This is a genomic window from Actinomadura rugatobispora, assembly GCF_055379765.1.
Genome location: NZ_AP029191.1, coordinates 4848054 through 4861788 on the forward strand (window position 1 = coordinate 4848054; position 13735 = coordinate 4861788).

The 13735-nt window shown below is 70.2% G+C and carries 11 protein-coding genes; 4 read left to right on the plus strand and 7 right to left on the minus strand.

The window, feature by feature from the left end; all coding sequences use genetic code 11:
- Positions 1-120: 120 nt before the first annotated feature.
- The 7 genes from gyrB to ACZ466_RS21510 form a co-directional block, all read right to left on the minus strand.
- A complete protein-coding gene (gene gyrB, locus ACZ466_RS21480) occupies positions 121-2079 on the minus strand; it encodes a DNA topoisomerase (ATP-hydrolyzing) subunit B (RefSeq protein WP_378280519.1) in 1959 nt (652 codons plus the stop codon).
- Between the two features lie 709 nt (positions 2080-2788).
- Positions 2789-3394: a DciA family protein gene (locus ACZ466_RS21485; RefSeq protein ID WP_378280521.1), complete on the minus strand. Its 606-nt coding sequence runs from the start codon at positions 3392-3394 to the stop codon at positions 2789-2791.
- Positions 3391-4515 (minus strand): DNA replication/repair protein RecF, encoded by a 1125-nt coding sequence (gene recF / locus ACZ466_RS21490; RefSeq protein ID WP_378280523.1) that lies wholly within the window; start codon positions 4513-4515, stop codon positions 3391-3393. The genes ACZ466_RS21485 and recF overlap by 4 nt, the downstream gene beginning before the upstream one ends.
- A gap of 56 nt (positions 4516-4571) precedes the next feature.
- Positions 4572-5492: a phosphogluconate dehydrogenase (NAD(+)-dependent, decarboxylating) gene (gene gnd / locus ACZ466_RS21495; protein WP_378280526.1), complete on the minus strand. Its 921-nt coding sequence runs from the start codon at positions 5490-5492 to the stop codon at positions 4572-4574.
- 325 nt (positions 5493-5817) lie between these two features.
- On the minus strand, positions 5818-6948 hold the full coding sequence (gene dnaN, locus ACZ466_RS21500) for a DNA polymerase III subunit beta (RefSeq protein ID WP_378280528.1): 1131 nt from the start codon (positions 6946-6948) through the stop codon (positions 5818-5820).
- Between the two features lie 604 nt (positions 6949-7552).
- Positions 7553-9574, minus strand: a complete 2022-nt coding sequence (gene dnaA / locus ACZ466_RS21505) for a chromosomal replication initiator protein DnaA (RefSeq protein ID WP_378280530.1) — start codon at positions 9572-9574, stop codon at positions 7553-7555.
- A gap of 566 nt (positions 9575-10140) precedes the next feature.
- Positions 10141-10428: a hypothetical protein gene (locus ACZ466_RS21510; protein ID WP_378280532.1), complete on the minus strand. Its 288-nt coding sequence runs from the start codon at positions 10426-10428 to the stop codon at positions 10141-10143.
- 1428 nt (positions 10429-11856) lie between these two features.
- Between ACZ466_RS21510 and rpmH the strand changes: the two genes are divergently transcribed.
- Genes rpmH through yidC form a run of 4 tightly spaced genes read left to right on the plus strand, consistent with a single transcriptional unit; the run spans position 11857 to position 13719 of the window.
- Positions 11857-11994, plus strand: a complete 138-nt coding sequence (rpmH, locus tag ACZ466_RS21515) for a 50S ribosomal protein L34 (RefSeq protein WP_378280534.1) — start codon at positions 11857-11859, stop codon at positions 11992-11994.
- Positions 11995-12009: 15 nt separating this feature from the next.
- Positions 12010-12378 carry a ribonuclease P protein component gene (gene rnpA / locus ACZ466_RS21520; RefSeq protein ID WP_378280536.1) on the plus strand — a complete coding sequence of 123 codons (369 nt, stop codon included), beginning with the start codon at positions 12010-12012 and terminating at the stop codon, positions 12376-12378.
- Positions 12375-12740: a membrane protein insertion efficiency factor YidD gene (yidD, locus tag ACZ466_RS21525; protein WP_378280538.1), complete on the plus strand. Its 366-nt coding sequence runs from the start codon at positions 12375-12377 to the stop codon at positions 12738-12740. The genes rnpA and yidD overlap by 4 nt, the downstream gene beginning before the upstream one ends.
- A complete protein-coding gene (yidC, locus tag ACZ466_RS21530; protein ID WP_378280540.1) occupies positions 12733-13719 on the plus strand; it encodes a membrane protein insertase YidC in 987 nt (328 codons plus the stop codon). Before yidD ends, yidC begins: the two co-directional genes overlap by 8 nt.
- Positions 13720-13735: the final 16 nt, after the last annotated feature.

Consider the following 13735-nt stretch of genomic DNA (forward strand, 5'->3'; position numbering starts at 1 on the left):
CCGCCGTTGACCCGCCGTCGCCCGCCGTACCGCGCCGCCTTCGCCGGGAGCGGTGCCCGGACGGCACCACGGGAAGGCGCGGGACGGCCGGCGGCCCGGACGGCGCCGGGGCGCCCATGCTCAGATGTCCAGGAAGCGGACGTCCTTCGCGTTCCGCTGGATGAACTCGCGGCGCGGCTCGACCTCTTCGCCCATGAGCACGCTGAACAGCTCGTCGGCCTGGGCCGCGTCGTCCAGCGTGACCTGCAGCAGGACCCGGTTGTCGGGGTCCATGGTGGTGTCCCACAGCTCGTTGGCGTTCATCTCGCCCAGGCCCTTGAAGCGCTGCACGAGGTCGCGGGGGCGCGGGTCGCGCTTGCCGGCGGCGACACCCGCCTCGATGATCGCGTCGCGCTCCCGGTCGGAGTAGGCGTAGTCGGCGTCCTGGCCCCGGGCATCCCACTTGATCTTGTAGAGCGGGGGCTGGGACAGGTAGACGTGGCCCGCCTCGATCAGCGGCTTCATGAACCGGAACAGGAGGGTCAGCAGCAGCGTGTTGATGTGGTGGCCGTCCACGTCGGCGTCCGACATCAGGATGATCTTGTGGTAGCGGAGCTTGGAGATGTCGAACTCGTCGTGCACCCCGGTGCCCAGCGCGGTGATGATCGCCTGCACCTCGTTGTTCTTGAGGATGCGGTCGATCCGCGCCTTCTCCACGTTGAGGATCTTGCCCCGGATCGGCAGGATCGCCTGGTAGTGCGGGTCGCGGCCGCCCTTGGCCGAGCCGCCCGCCGAGTCGCCCTCCACGATGTACAGCTCGGTCCTGGACGGGTCGGTGGACTGGCAGTCCGACAGCTTGCCGGGCAGCGAGGTCGACTCCAGCAGGCTCTTGCGGCGGGTCAGGTCGCGCGCCTGCCGCGCCGCGATCCGGGCCCGCGCCGCCTGCGTGGCCTTGTTGATGATCTCCTTGGCCTCGCCCGGGTTCCGCTCGAACCAGTCGCGCAGATGCTCGTGGCACGCCTTCTGCACGAACGACTTGGCCTCGGTGTTGCCCAGCTTGGTCTTGGTCTGCCCCTCGAACTGCGGGTCGGCCAGCTTGATCGAGATGATCGCGGTCAGGCCCTCGCGGACGTCCTCACCGGTGAGGTTGTCGTCCTTGCCCTCCTTGAGGAGCTTCTGCTCCTTGGCGTACCGGTTGACGATGCTGGTCAGCGCCGCCCGGAAGCCCTCCTCGTGGGTGCCGCCCTCGGCCGTGTTGATCGTGTTGGCGAAGGTGTGCACCGACTCGGCGTAGGAGGAGTTCCACTGCATGGCGATCTCCACCGACATGCCCTCGGTGTCGTCGCCGAAGTAGACGACCGAGTCGTGGACCGCGTCCCTCTTGCTGTTGATGTAGCGGACGAAGTCCTCGATGCCGCCCTCGTAGTGGTAGCGGACCTCGCGCGGCTCGCCGGGCTCGCCCGGCTCGCCGTCGGCGTGCTCGGGCCGCTCGTCGCGCAGCGTGATCGACAGCCCGCGGTTGAGGAACGCGTACTCCTGCATGCGGCGCGAGAGCGTCTCGAAGTTCCACTCGAGGGTCTCGAAGATGGCGCCGTCGGGCCAGAAGGAGATCGTGGTGCCGGTCTCGTCGGTCGGCTCGCCCTTCTCCAGCGGCGCCACGGGGCCCTGCCAGGTGTAGGACTGGCGCCAGAAGTGGCCGTCCGTCCTGACCTCGGCGTCCAACCGGGTCGACAGCGCGTTGACCACCGCCGAGCCCACGCCGTGCAGGCCGCCGGAGACCGCGTACGACTTGCCGTCGAACTTGCCGCCCGCGTGCAGCGTGGTCAGTACCAACTCGATGGCGGGCCGCTTCTCGACCGGGTGCTCGCCCACCGGGATGCCGCGGCCGTTGTCGCGCACGCGCACGCCGCCGTCGGCCAGCAGCGTCACCACGATCTCGTCGGCATAGCCGGCGAGCGCCTCGTCGACCGAGTTGTCGACGATCTCATAGACGAGGTGGTGCAGGCCTCTTTCCCCGGTCGAGCCGATGTACATGCCCGGGCGCTTGCGCACCGCCTCGAGACCTTCAAGGACAGTGATCGAACTAGCGTCGTACGCCAAAGGAGATCCTCCTGCCGGGGATGCTCGTCACCCGCGCCCGTTCCCGTCGGGAGAACGCGGTGTGCCCCGTAACACACGTAAGGGCGCCCTCATGCTCTGGTCAGTCGGCCAGAGACCCGGGCGACCCATTGGCGGCGCAGCATCCTGAACCCGCTCTCATTCTACCGGCTCGCGAGGCAAAAAGTGGCACTGACGGGCCCTGTATGCGCGTGTGGCGGGCGAGTGGGCGAGGAGATGCATCCCCCCATAGGCCCCGGGGGGTTCTCTGGCCTACGGCGCGCTCGCAGCGAAATTCATCTACCGCCACACCGAACAGATGTTCCCACCCGTGCGATCGCCGCCCGCGACGGGCCGGTCACGTTCCGCACGTGGTCCATGTCTTCTCTTGTGGTGGTCTTGCTCGCGGATCGGAGCCTGCCACACGCCACTGACAGTTCGTGGCCGCCGCCTCGCGCTCCGGCCACCCCCGCGGCCTGCGGCGACACGATCTCCGAACGCCCTCCGGACGGCCTCCTGACCGGTTCCCGGACGGCCTCGCGGCCGGTTGCCGGACGGCGCCGGCGCTTCCCGGACGGCGGCGGCGATCAGCCCCCGGGCGGCGGAGCGACGACGATCAACAGCGGAGCGGCGTCGATCAACGGACGGGCGGCGGGCGATCAGGGCACGGTGAGTGAGCGACGGACTACGGATGATCAGGGCGCGGAGGGGGTCAGCGGACGCGCCAGCCGCCCGTGCGGCGCGGACCCGAGGACGGGCCGACCACCTTCACCCTGCGCACCGTCCCGTGCCCGAGCTCCTCGTTCAGCCGCCGCACCAGCGTGGACGACAGCAGCCGCAGCTGGGTGGCCCAGGTGGTGGAGTCGGCCACCACGGTGAGCTCGCCGTCCTCGAACCGGTCGGGACGGGTGTGCTCGGCCAGTTCGGGGCCCACGATGCCAGGCCAGTTGCCGAAGACGCCGCCGACGGCCGCGCGCTGCTCCCACCCCCGGGAGGCCAGCAGGTCTCTTATGGCCGCGCCGAACGCCTTGGGATCGCCCCCACGGCCAGGCTCCCGAACAACCGAAGGGCGAACGCTCTTACGCTTGCCCCCCTGCCCCGGGATAGAGCCGCGCTTACGGGCGTCTGCCTTGGCCTGGGCCAGAGCCTCGCGCGCCAGTTCGATCCCCGACTTGGCCGGGGCGGCCTCCGCAGCGCCCTGGCCGGAGGCTGATGCGGCGTGCGTCTCGCCAGACCCGGATGTGCCCGTCCCAGGGGGGACGTCGGAGGCATTCACGGGATCGGGGGAGTTATGCACATCCTGTGGACGATCGCTCACCGGGCCACCTCCCCGTCCGAAACGGTGTACGAGACACCGGTCAGCTCCTCCGGCACGTCCGCCGGGACCGCGGCGGTGATCAGGACCTGCTCCGCCGGCGCCACCATCTCCGCCAGGCGGCTGCGCCGGCCCGTGTCCAACTCCGCGAACACGTCGTCGAGGATCAGCACGGGGTCGTCCCCGTCGTCCCGCAGCAGGTCGAAGGCCCCCAGCCGCAGCCCGAGCGCGAACGACCACGACTCGCCGTGGCTGGCGTAACCGCGCGCGGGCAGCTCCCCCAGCCGCAGGACGAGCTCGTCCCGGTGCGGGCCGATCAGGCTCACCCCGCGCTCCAGTTCCTGCCGCCGCGCACCGGCCACGCCCGCCAGCAACTGCTCGGCGAGTTTTGCACGGTCTGTGGACAACTCCGCCTCGTCGCCCAGGGAACTCTTGTAGATGAGGTCGGCGGCGTCACTTCCGGGGGCCAGCGCCGCATACGCGCGGACCACCAGGGGACGCAGCGCGCTCACCAAGTCCAGCCTGGCCGCCAGCAGCTCCGCTCCCGTACGGGCGAGGTGCGAATCCCACACGTCGAGGGTCGCCAGCACCTCCTGGCCGGGGGCGCGCCTGTGCGCGGCGGCCGACTTGAGGAGCGCGTTGCGCTGCTTGAGAACGCGGTCGTAGTCGGAGCGGACGCCCGCGAACCTGGGCGCGCGCGCCGTCAGCAGCTCGTCCATGAAACGACGGCGCTCCCCAGGGTCGCCCTTCACCAGGGCCAGATCCTCTGGGGCGAACAGCACCGTGCGCAGCAACCCCAGGATCTCCCTGGGCCTGGGGACGGGAGAGCGGTTCAGGCGCGCCCGGTTGGCCTTGCCCGGGTTGATCTCCAACTCGATCAGGGCCTTGCGGTCGTCCTTCACCAGCCCGGCCCGCACGATCGCCCGCGGGGCCCCGTGCCGTACCAGCGGGGCGTCCGTGGCGGCGCGATGGCTGCCGTGCGAGGCCACGTACCCGATGGCCTCCACCAGGTTGGTCTTGCCCTGGCCGTTGGGCCCCACGAACGCGGTGACCCCCGGCTCGAGCGCGACCTCTGCGGTGGCGTACGAGCGGAAGTCCTGGAGCGACAGGTGGGCGACGTGCACGAGACACGAGCGTAGAGCCTTCCGGCCACTGCTACCCCACCATGCCGCTCACACCTCTACAGCTGGGGCGGCTCGACGTCCGCGCCGGGGGAGTCGGCCCCCTTGGCGGACTCCACGGCATGACCGCCGAACTGGTTGCGGAGGGCCGCCACGACCTTCATCGCGGGGGAGTCGTCCTGGCGCGAGGCGAACCGCGCGTAGAGCGAGGCGGTGATGGCGGGCAGCGGCACCGCGTGGTCCACGGCCGCCTTGACGGTCCAGCGGCCCTCACCGGAGTCGTTGGCGTATCCGCGGAGCTCGTCCAGGTGGGGATCGTCGGCCAGCGCCCGGTTCATCAGGTCCAGCAGCCACGACCGGATGACGGTGCCCTGCTCCCAGCTGAGGAAGGTCTCGGCCACGTTCGTCACCACGTCGCTGGCCTCGATCAGCTCCCAGCCCTCGCCGAAGGCCTGCATCATCGCGTACTCGATGCCGTTGTGGACCATCTTCACGAAGTGGCCCGCGCCGATCTTCCCCGCGTGCACGAAGCCGAACTCGCCCTCGGGCTTGAGCGTCTCGAAGATCGGCATCACCCGCTTCACGTGCTCCTCGTCGCCGCCGACCATGAGCGCGTAGCCGTTCTCCAGGCCCCACACCCCGCCGCTGACGCCGCAGTCGAGGAAGCCGATGCCCTTGGCCGCGAGCTCGTCACCGTGCTTCTGGTCGTCCACATAGTGGGAGTTGCCGCCGTCGACCACGATGTCCCCAGGTTCGAGGATTTCCCCAAGCCTGTGGACAGTGTCGTGGGTCGGGGCTCCGGCGGGCACCATCACCCACACCGCGCGGGGGGCGGGCAACCGCTCGATCAGCTCATCGAGCGAGGCGACGTCGCTGATCTCGGGATCGCGGTCGTACCCCACGATCGTGTGGCCGCCCCTGCGCAGGCGCTCGGCCATGTTGGCGCCCATCTTGCCCAGGCCGATGATCCCCAGCTCCATGCTCACTCCTGTACGTAGCGTCCTTGCCGTACGTGTCGTGCGTGCCCTACATCGTCCCTGCACAGGGCGGCCGACCCCCATGCGGGTACAGAGACCCCGCGTGCGGGCCCAGGGGCGGGCCGCCGCGCCGTACACGCGCGGTGCGTCCGGCCCTGGCTCCATGCCGTCCGCGACCGCCGCGCATAGGCGTACCCGGAAACCGGCGTCTACGCGTGGCGCGTCCACAGGCTGTGCGCTCGTGCGCCGCGCGCCGGTCGTCCACACACCTGTGCATGACGCAGCCCGAGCCGCAACGGTTTCAGGCGGCCGCCGTTCGGGGATCGGCTCAACCGGACAACCGCACCGGCATGATCAGGTAGCGGTAGTTGGGGTTCTCACCGTCCTGCGGCGGCTTGCCGGTCAGCACCGCGGGCTTGGTCGGCGTCGTGAACGACAGCCTGGCCACGTCCGAGCCGATCGCAGCCAGCCCGTCGAGCAGGAAGCCGGGGTTGAACGCGATCTCGATGTCCTCGCCCTCCAGCGTCGCCTCCAGCGCCTCGACGGCCTGAGCCTCATCCCCGGTGCCCGCCTCCAGGACGACCTCTCCCTGGCTGAACGAGAGCCGCACAGGGGTGTTCCGCTCGGCGACCAGGGACACCCGCTTGACCGCCTCGATGAACTGCGACGTCTGGATCTCGGCCAGCCCCGCGTACTCGCTCGGCAGCAGCGACCGGTACTTGACGAAGTCGCCGTCCAGCAGCCGGGACGTGGTGCGGCGGCCGCCGCCCTCGAACCCGATCATGCCCTCGCCGGCGCCGCTCCCCGTGCCGCCCAGCGCGATCGACACCTCCGCGCCCGCGGTCAGCGACTTGGCCGTGTCGGCGAGCGTCTTGGCCGGCACCAGGGCCACCGCGGAGAAGTCGGGGCGGTCCGGCTTCCAGTGCATCTCCCGCACCGCCAGCCGGTACCGGTCGGTGGCGGCCAGCGTGACCGTCTCACCCTCGATCTCCACCCGCACGCCCGTGAGCATGGGGATGGTGTCGTCCTTGCCCGCCGCGACCGCGACCTGGTTGACCGCCGCGGCGAACTCGTCGCTGCCCACCGACCCGGCCGCCGGAGGCATCTCCGGCAGCGTCGGGTAGTCCTCCACAGGCATGGTGAGGAGTGTGAACTTCGCGCTGCCGCAGCGGAGCATCACCTTCGCCCCGTCCGTCGTCACCTCCACAGGGTGCGGAGGGAGGCTGCGCGAGATCTCGGCCAGCAGCCGCCCCGACACCAGGGCGCTGCCCGGCTCCTCCACATCGATGTCCGTGGACACCTGGGCGGACACCTCGTAGTCGAACGCCGACAGCTTCAGCCGGTCGGTCACCTCCAGGTGCATGCCCGCCAGCACGGCGACCGGCGGACGCACCGGGAGCGTCCGGGCCGTCCACGCCACGGCGTCGGCGAGGGCGTCTCTGTCGATGCGGAACTTCATGGGGACCCGCCTCCTGAAGGTTTCGGTACGAGGGTGAGGTGGAACTGATCAATCGGCACGCCCGGGACACGGGATCCCCAGGCCCTGAGTTGAGTTGATTCTCTTCTTGGGTAGAAACAAGGTGCAGTACTCGTCATAGGGGCCGTGGATAGTGTGGATGACGGGTGTCCTCGCAGGTGACAGCCCAGTTTCTTTCCACCGGCCGTGTGTACTGGCCGTGGACGCGCCGCCGCCGCCTGAGGACGGCGAAACCGTCCCCACACGCGATCCTCATGTCATCCCCCGGTTGTCCACGAGTTCTCCGCAGGTTTTCCCGCCGGCCGCCGGGCCGCCCGCATCGGACGCCATCGGGACGGGCCGTCCGGACGCCCCGTCCCCAGCACGTCCCCAGGTGTTCCCCAGGCTGTCCACGGAGTCGTCCCCATGATGCCGGTCGGGTCCCCCGCCCGGTCCCCAACCCGTCCACAAACCATCCACGATCTATCCTCAGGTTCTCCCCTGGCTTTTCCACGCGGATCCCCAGTGTTTTCCCCAACCTGTGGGTAGCGTCGGACGCCGTCCGCCGGGGCGGCCGGCAGGAGAGTCGCGCGGGTGGACCGAACGGTCAGCGTTTGCGGGCCTGGTGCTTGATCCGCCCGGTGAGCTCGGTCACCTGGTTGTAGATCGCACGGCGCTCGGCCATCAGGGACCGGATCTTGCGCTCGGCGTGCATCACCGTGGTGTGGTCGCGGCCGCCGAACTGCTGCCCGATCTTCGGCAGCGACAGGTCGGTCAGCTCCCGGCACAGGTACATCGCGATCTGCCGGGCGGTCACCAGCATCCGGGACCGCGACGGGCCGCACAGGTCCTCGATCGTGGTGCCGAAGTACTCCACCGTCTGCGCCATGATCATCGCCGCGGTGATCTCCGGGCCGGTGTCGTTGGGGATCAGGTCCTTCAGGACGATCTCCGCCAGCTTCATGTCGACCGACTGCCGGTTGAGGCTGGCGAACGCCGTCACCCGGATCAGCGCGCCCTCCAGCTCGCGGATGTTCGTCGCGATCTGCGAGGCGATGAACTCCAGCACGTCCGGCGGCGCCGCCAGACCCTCCTGCCGCGCCTTCTTCTGCAGGATCGCGATCCGGGTCTCCAGCTCGGGCGGCTGCACGTCGGTGGTCAACCCCCACTCGAACCGGTTGCGCAGACGATCCTCCAGCGTCACCAGTTCTTTGGGCGGCCGATCACTGGAGATAACGATCTGCTTGCTCGCGTTGTGCAGGGTGTTGAAGGTGTGGAAGAACTCCTCCTGCGTCTGTTCCTTGCCTTCGAGGAACTGGATGTCGTCGACGAGGAGGATGTCCACGTCCCGATACCGCCTGCGGAAGCCGTCGGCCTTTCCGTCGCGGATCGAGTTGATGAAGTCGTTGGTGAACTCCTCGGAGCTCACGTACCGCACCCGCGCCCCGTTGAAGAGGCTCTGCGCGTAATGCCCGATGGCGTGCAGGAGGTGGGTCTTGCCCAGCCCCGAGTCGCCGTAGATGAACAAGGGGTTGTACGCCTTGGCCGGTTGCTCGGCCACCGCGACGGCCGCCGCGTGCGCGAACCGGTTCGACGACCCGATGACGAACGTCTCGAACGTGTACTTCGGGTTGAGCCGCGCGTGCTCCGCGCCGGGGGCGGGACCGTTGCCCGTATGCGGGTGCCCGCCGCGCGTCTCGGGCACGGCGGAAGGCTCCTCGTCGCGGAAGGCCCCTTCTCCCCTGTCGTCTCCTCCTCTATAAGGAGACTCGTCGCCGCGGTAGGAGTCGGTCGGCTGATAGGACTCGCCGGCAGGGGCCGAGGCGAAGGAGTCCTCGGTACGGCCGCGCGGCTGCTCGCCCTGGCCTTCGCCGCCCCGGGGCTGGGGAGGCCCGCCGCGTCCTGGACGCGGGGCGCCGAGCGTGCGGTCGTTCAGATGAGAAGGCGCGTGCCCCTGGGGCGAACCGCCGTGACGTCCGCGCGATTCGCCCGCGGGCCCGTAACCCTCAGGCTCGTAGTTCTCTGACCCAGGGGGACGCCCCGGATAGCCGCGCCCGTCGAAGGGCCCCGGACGACCACCCGGCCCCCCGAAGGCGGGAGGACGGGACGTCGATGGGAAACCGCCGCCGGGGTCGCCCTCACGCGGGGGCCAGCCGCGGTCCTCGTCCGGAAGGGGATATCCACCGGGAGCGCCGGGGCTGTGGATAGAACCTGACGACGGACGCCCTCCATACCCCTGCTCGGGATAGGGACGGTCACGGTAAGAGCGGTCCTCATAGGAGGGACGGTCATCGAACGACCGGTCGTCGTAATAGGGGTCGGGGGGACGTTCATGATGGCCCTGGCCCGGCTCGCCGCCGGCCGCCCCGGGAGGCTCCGGCTGGACGGTCACCGCGACGCGGATCTCCCGGCCCAGCTCGTGCGACAACGCCTGCGTGATGAGGTTGCGCAGCCGCGTTTCCAGTGCGTCCTTGGCGAATTCGTTGGGCGCGGCCAGCAGCGCGGTGCCCTCCACAAGGGCCAGCGGACGCACGAGCGGCAGCCAGGCGCGGTAGCTCGGAGGCAGCTCTCCCTCGGACAGGGCGGTCAGAGTGCGGGTCCAGACCGACGCGAGATCCTGACCGTCCATGCGCAAGGTCCCCTCCCCAACACTCCGTGCCCGGAGCACCTGACTGCCCAGCTTCCCCACGTACGCGGCCCGTCTCCAGGAGCTCACCGACGCCGCGGAAGACTTACTCTCTCACGAGTTGTCCACAGAGTTGTCCACACGCTGTGTATGAGCACCGGAGCCCGTGTGGAAAAGTCTGTGGGTCGACGATGAGGCGGTACGGCACAGGCTCGGGATGACGTTCAGGGGGCGAGTACCCGCCGCGGAAACGGAACGGTTCGGTTCGAGGCGGGACTTCGGGAGGATGTCGGGGCCGACGCGGACGCCGCAAGCGTCGATCGGCTCGCCCGGAAGACAGTAGCGCCCGCCGCCGCGCACTCGCAACACGGGTCACGAGGGTCATCCGCCTCACGTGGCCATCACCACATTCGCTCCGTACTCACCCGTACACAGCCGCAAGATGCTCTCCACCCCCGCCCCAAGCCCCACAGAGCCCAAACGTTCAACCGCCCAACCCAGCCGCGCAGGGACGTAGCTGGCCGCCGACTCCAGCCGAGTGGCCGGTCCATGCGAACGGGCCCAGCCGATCACGGCACAAACGGCGGAGCACCCGAGACGTCAGAGGTGGTCTGGAGCAGGACGTCGTCGACGTGGGCGCGCAGCGCCTCCATGCCGGCCTCGATCGCCCGGTCCGTGTCGGCCATGTCGCGGTAGAGCAGGGCCAGCCGTTGCAGGCACGCGGCCCTGGACGGATCGCCGGGGCGGACCGCCGACAGCTCCCGTGAGCGTTCCAGGCGCGCGATGCCCGCGCCGAGATCCTGGCCGGCGCGCTTGTCACCCCGGCCGCGCCGCGGGTCGTACCGCAGCAGGAGCACGGTGCCCAGCGCCCACTGGAGGCGGGCGCCCGGGAGCTCGCCGGGGCACGTGAGCCGGTCGTCCAGCGACAGTCCGAGGAGTTCGACGCCCCGGTCAAGCCGCGCGTCCGCGCCGGGGCCATCGCCGGAGACAAGGGCCAGCGCCGCGAGCGCGCACCAGGCCCGGACAGCTCGGCGGCGGGGGTGCCGACGATCTCAGATCCGGTCCCGCCTCGGCGAGCGCGGCCGCGGCGGTCTACGCCTCCTCGGCAGCGCATGGGCGTAAGCGAGTACGACCCTGGCGTGTGGGAGCCCACGCGGGCGAGCGGAGGCGGGCGAGGGCCAGCCGAGCGAGCGGGCGGTGCAGGGCATGGTCCAGGGCGAGCGGTTGCGGGCGGTGCAGGGCATGGTGGACGAGCACGGCGAGGCCGCATGGGTGGGCCCTGCCGAGCGCACAGCCAAGGCAGGCAACGCGGGCAAGGCCCAGGTAGGTGGGCACAGGTGGGCGGGGGGCGGGTTGAGCGGCCGAGCGGCCCAGAGGCGGGCGCAGTCGAGTGGGCGGCGCAGACGGATGGTTGCAAGCGAGCGTGGCCCAAGGTGCTTCGGCCAGCGGGTTCAGTCGAGCGAGCGGCCCAGGTAGGCGGGTGCGGGCGAGAAGTGGCAGGCGCCGCGCCACCGGGGCCGGGGATGCCGTTCCCGGCCGCCCGGCCCGGGCCGTAGCCCCCGCGGCCATCCACCAGGAGCGCAGCGGCTGGGCCGTCCGTGCCGGGCGGAGCCGCCCAGGCCCGCGCCCGCGGGCGCTGCCCCCGGCGACTCTGGCCGGGCGCGGTGGGCGTAGACGGGCGAGGCCACGGGCTTATGGGGTCGGTGAACCGCGGCACACAGGCACGTGCGGGCAGGGGTGTAGGTGGGCAGGCGCTGGCGGGCGAGCGGCATAGGCGAGCGGGATCCCTGGCGGGTGAGCGGCCAGGCAGGTAGAACGGGCCGACAGTGCAGGCGGATAGACGCAAGTGGGCAGGCGCATCGGAGGCCTCGAAAGTTGCCAAGTGGCCTGAAGCGCGTGGAGACAGGCCGAGGGAACAGGGGCCAGTGGGCTTGGCGACGCGTATGGCAGGCGGGTGTGGGGTCGCCGGCAACCTTGCGCGGGTGGTAGTGCTCGGTGAACACGGGCGTCCGCCCTGGGTGAACACCGGTGAAGTTCAAGGTCGCGAGGAACGCCGACGGCGCTCTCCGTTTGACCGGACGGCCCGGTTGCCCGTAACGTTCTGAGGTCGAGTCGCATCGATGGAGATGACGCGTGCCCGCCGTCTCGTTCCCTTTTCTCCCACTGTGGACGACGGGCGAGCACGGGTGGGCCCCCGCTGCGGGGGACCGGACGCGTTCCTCGATGCGAGACATCGCGCCTCAAGATCAGACCCGATCAGACCGACCGCAGCACTGGAGCCTCGAGTGAGCAAGCGTACTTTCCAGCCGAACAACCGTCGTCGCCACAAGAAGCACGGCTTCCGGCTGCGCATGCGCACCCGCGCCGGGCGCGCCATCATCTCCGCGCGGCGCGGCAAGGGCCGCTCGCGCATCGCGGTCTGACCGGCCTTCCTTCGCATGCTGCCGTCCCGTCACCGGATGCGGCGGCGGGAGGAGTTCACCCAGGCCGTCCGGCGCGGTCGCCGCGCAGGACGGCCCACCGTCGTCGTGCACCTGCTTCGCCGGGACGACATTCCCGGCGAAGCGGCGACGCCGCTCGTCGGCTTCATCGTGGCCCGCACGGTCGGCAATGCCGTCGTGCGTAATCGCGTCCAGCGGCGCCTCAGGCACCTGGTCCGCCCGCACCTGCACCGCCTCCCGGGGGGTAGCCTGCTCGTAGTGCGCGCCAATCCCGCCTCGGGGACGGCGCGCAACGACGAACTGGCCGCGGATCTGGAGTCGGCGCTCGACCGGCTGCTGCGGCCCACCTCCAAGGGGCGGAGATGACGAGCCAGCCAGGGGGAGGTCCCCCCGCCGCCGAGTCCGAGCCCGCAGCAGGGCGCATCGGTCCGGCTGCGCGTGTGCTGATCCTGTTCGTCCGCGCCTACCGCCGCTTCTTGAGTCCCCTGCTCGGCCAGCAGTGCCGCTTCCAGCCCACCTGCAGCGCGTACGGCCTGGAGGCGCTCCAGGTCCACGGCGCGCTGCGCGGCAGCTGGCTGACCGTTCGCCGGATCGGCCGGTGCCACCCGTTCCATCGTGGCGGCTTCGACCCCGTACCGCCGGCGAAGGGCGCTGCCCCCTCCACCACCTCCGGCCGCGCGGAGAGCGGCCCCGCCCTAGCAGAGCCCAAGGAGCTGCCCGGTGCTTGATTGGCTGTATTCGATCGTCGCTCAGTTGATCGTGTGGATTCACACGGGACTGAGTGCCGTCTTCCCCAAGGACAGCGGATGGGCCTGGGGCGGTTCGATCATCCTGCTCACGGTGCTGCTGCGGCTGCTGATGGTGCCGCTGTTCGTCAAGCAGATCCACGCGTCCCGGAAGATGCAGGAGCTGAACCCCAAGGTTCAGGCGTTGCGCAAGAAGTACAAGAACGACAAGCAGCGCATGAACCAGGAGGTCATGAAGCTCTACCAGGAGAACGGCGCCAACCCGCTGTCGGGCTGCCTGCCGATCCTGGTGCAGATGCCGGTGTTCATCGGGCTCTTCCAGGTTCTCAAGCGGATCTCCGACGCCAACCCTGGCCAGGGCGTTTTCGCGGTCACCCCCGACCTGGTGCAGAGCGCCCAGAAGGCCAACATCTTCGGCGCGCACATTCCTGACACGTTCCTGACCGCCTGGGGGTCCGACCCTCGCAACTGGAGCGCGGTCACCGTCACCGCGATCGCCGTCGTGATCAGCTCCATCACCACGTTCTTCACGGTTCGGTCCAGCATGAAGCGGCAGCCGGTCACCGACGAGAACAACCCGATGATGCAGGCGCAGAAGATGATGGTCTTCCTGGCGCCGCTGTTCGGCCTGTTCGGCCTCGGCTTCCCGCTGGGCGTCCTCATGTACTGGGTGACGTCCAACAGCTGGACCCTCGTCCAGCAGCACTACATCTACTCCAAGTACCCGCCGCTGGGCGCCAACGGCGAGAACGGCGCGGACGGCAAGCCCGCCGCCGGTGGCAAGGCGGGCGCGGGCAAGGGGGCGGGCGGTGCCAAGGCCGCGGCGGGCTCCTCCGGCATCAAGGGCAAGCTGAAGAAGGAGCCGGAGCCGGTTCCCGAGCCGGAGCCCAAGCCGAAGGTCGTGCGCAACCAGCCGACGCGCAAGCCGCGCAGCAAGCGCAGCGGCAGCCCGAAGCGCTAGTTTTGACCCCTGCCCT

Coding starts and splice junctions, on each gene's coding strand:
- dnaA (WP_378280530.1), bottom strand. CDS start 9,574: ATGGACGGTCAGGATCTCGCGTCGGTCTGGACCCGCACTCTGACCGCC.
- yidD (WP_378280538.1), top strand. CDS start 12,375: ATGACGAGCCAGCCAGGGGGAGGTCCCCCCGCCGCCGAGTCCGAGCCC.
- gnd (WP_378280526.1), bottom strand. CDS start 5,492: ATGGAGCTGGGGATCATCGGCCTGGGCAAGATGGGCGCCAACATGGCC.
- rnpA (WP_378280536.1), top strand. CDS start 12,010: ATGCTGCCGTCCCGTCACCGGATGCGGCGGCGGGAGGAGTTCACCCAG.
- dnaN (WP_378280528.1), bottom strand. CDS start 6,948: ATGAAGTTCCGCATCGACAGAGACGCCCTCGCCGACGCCGTGGCGTGG.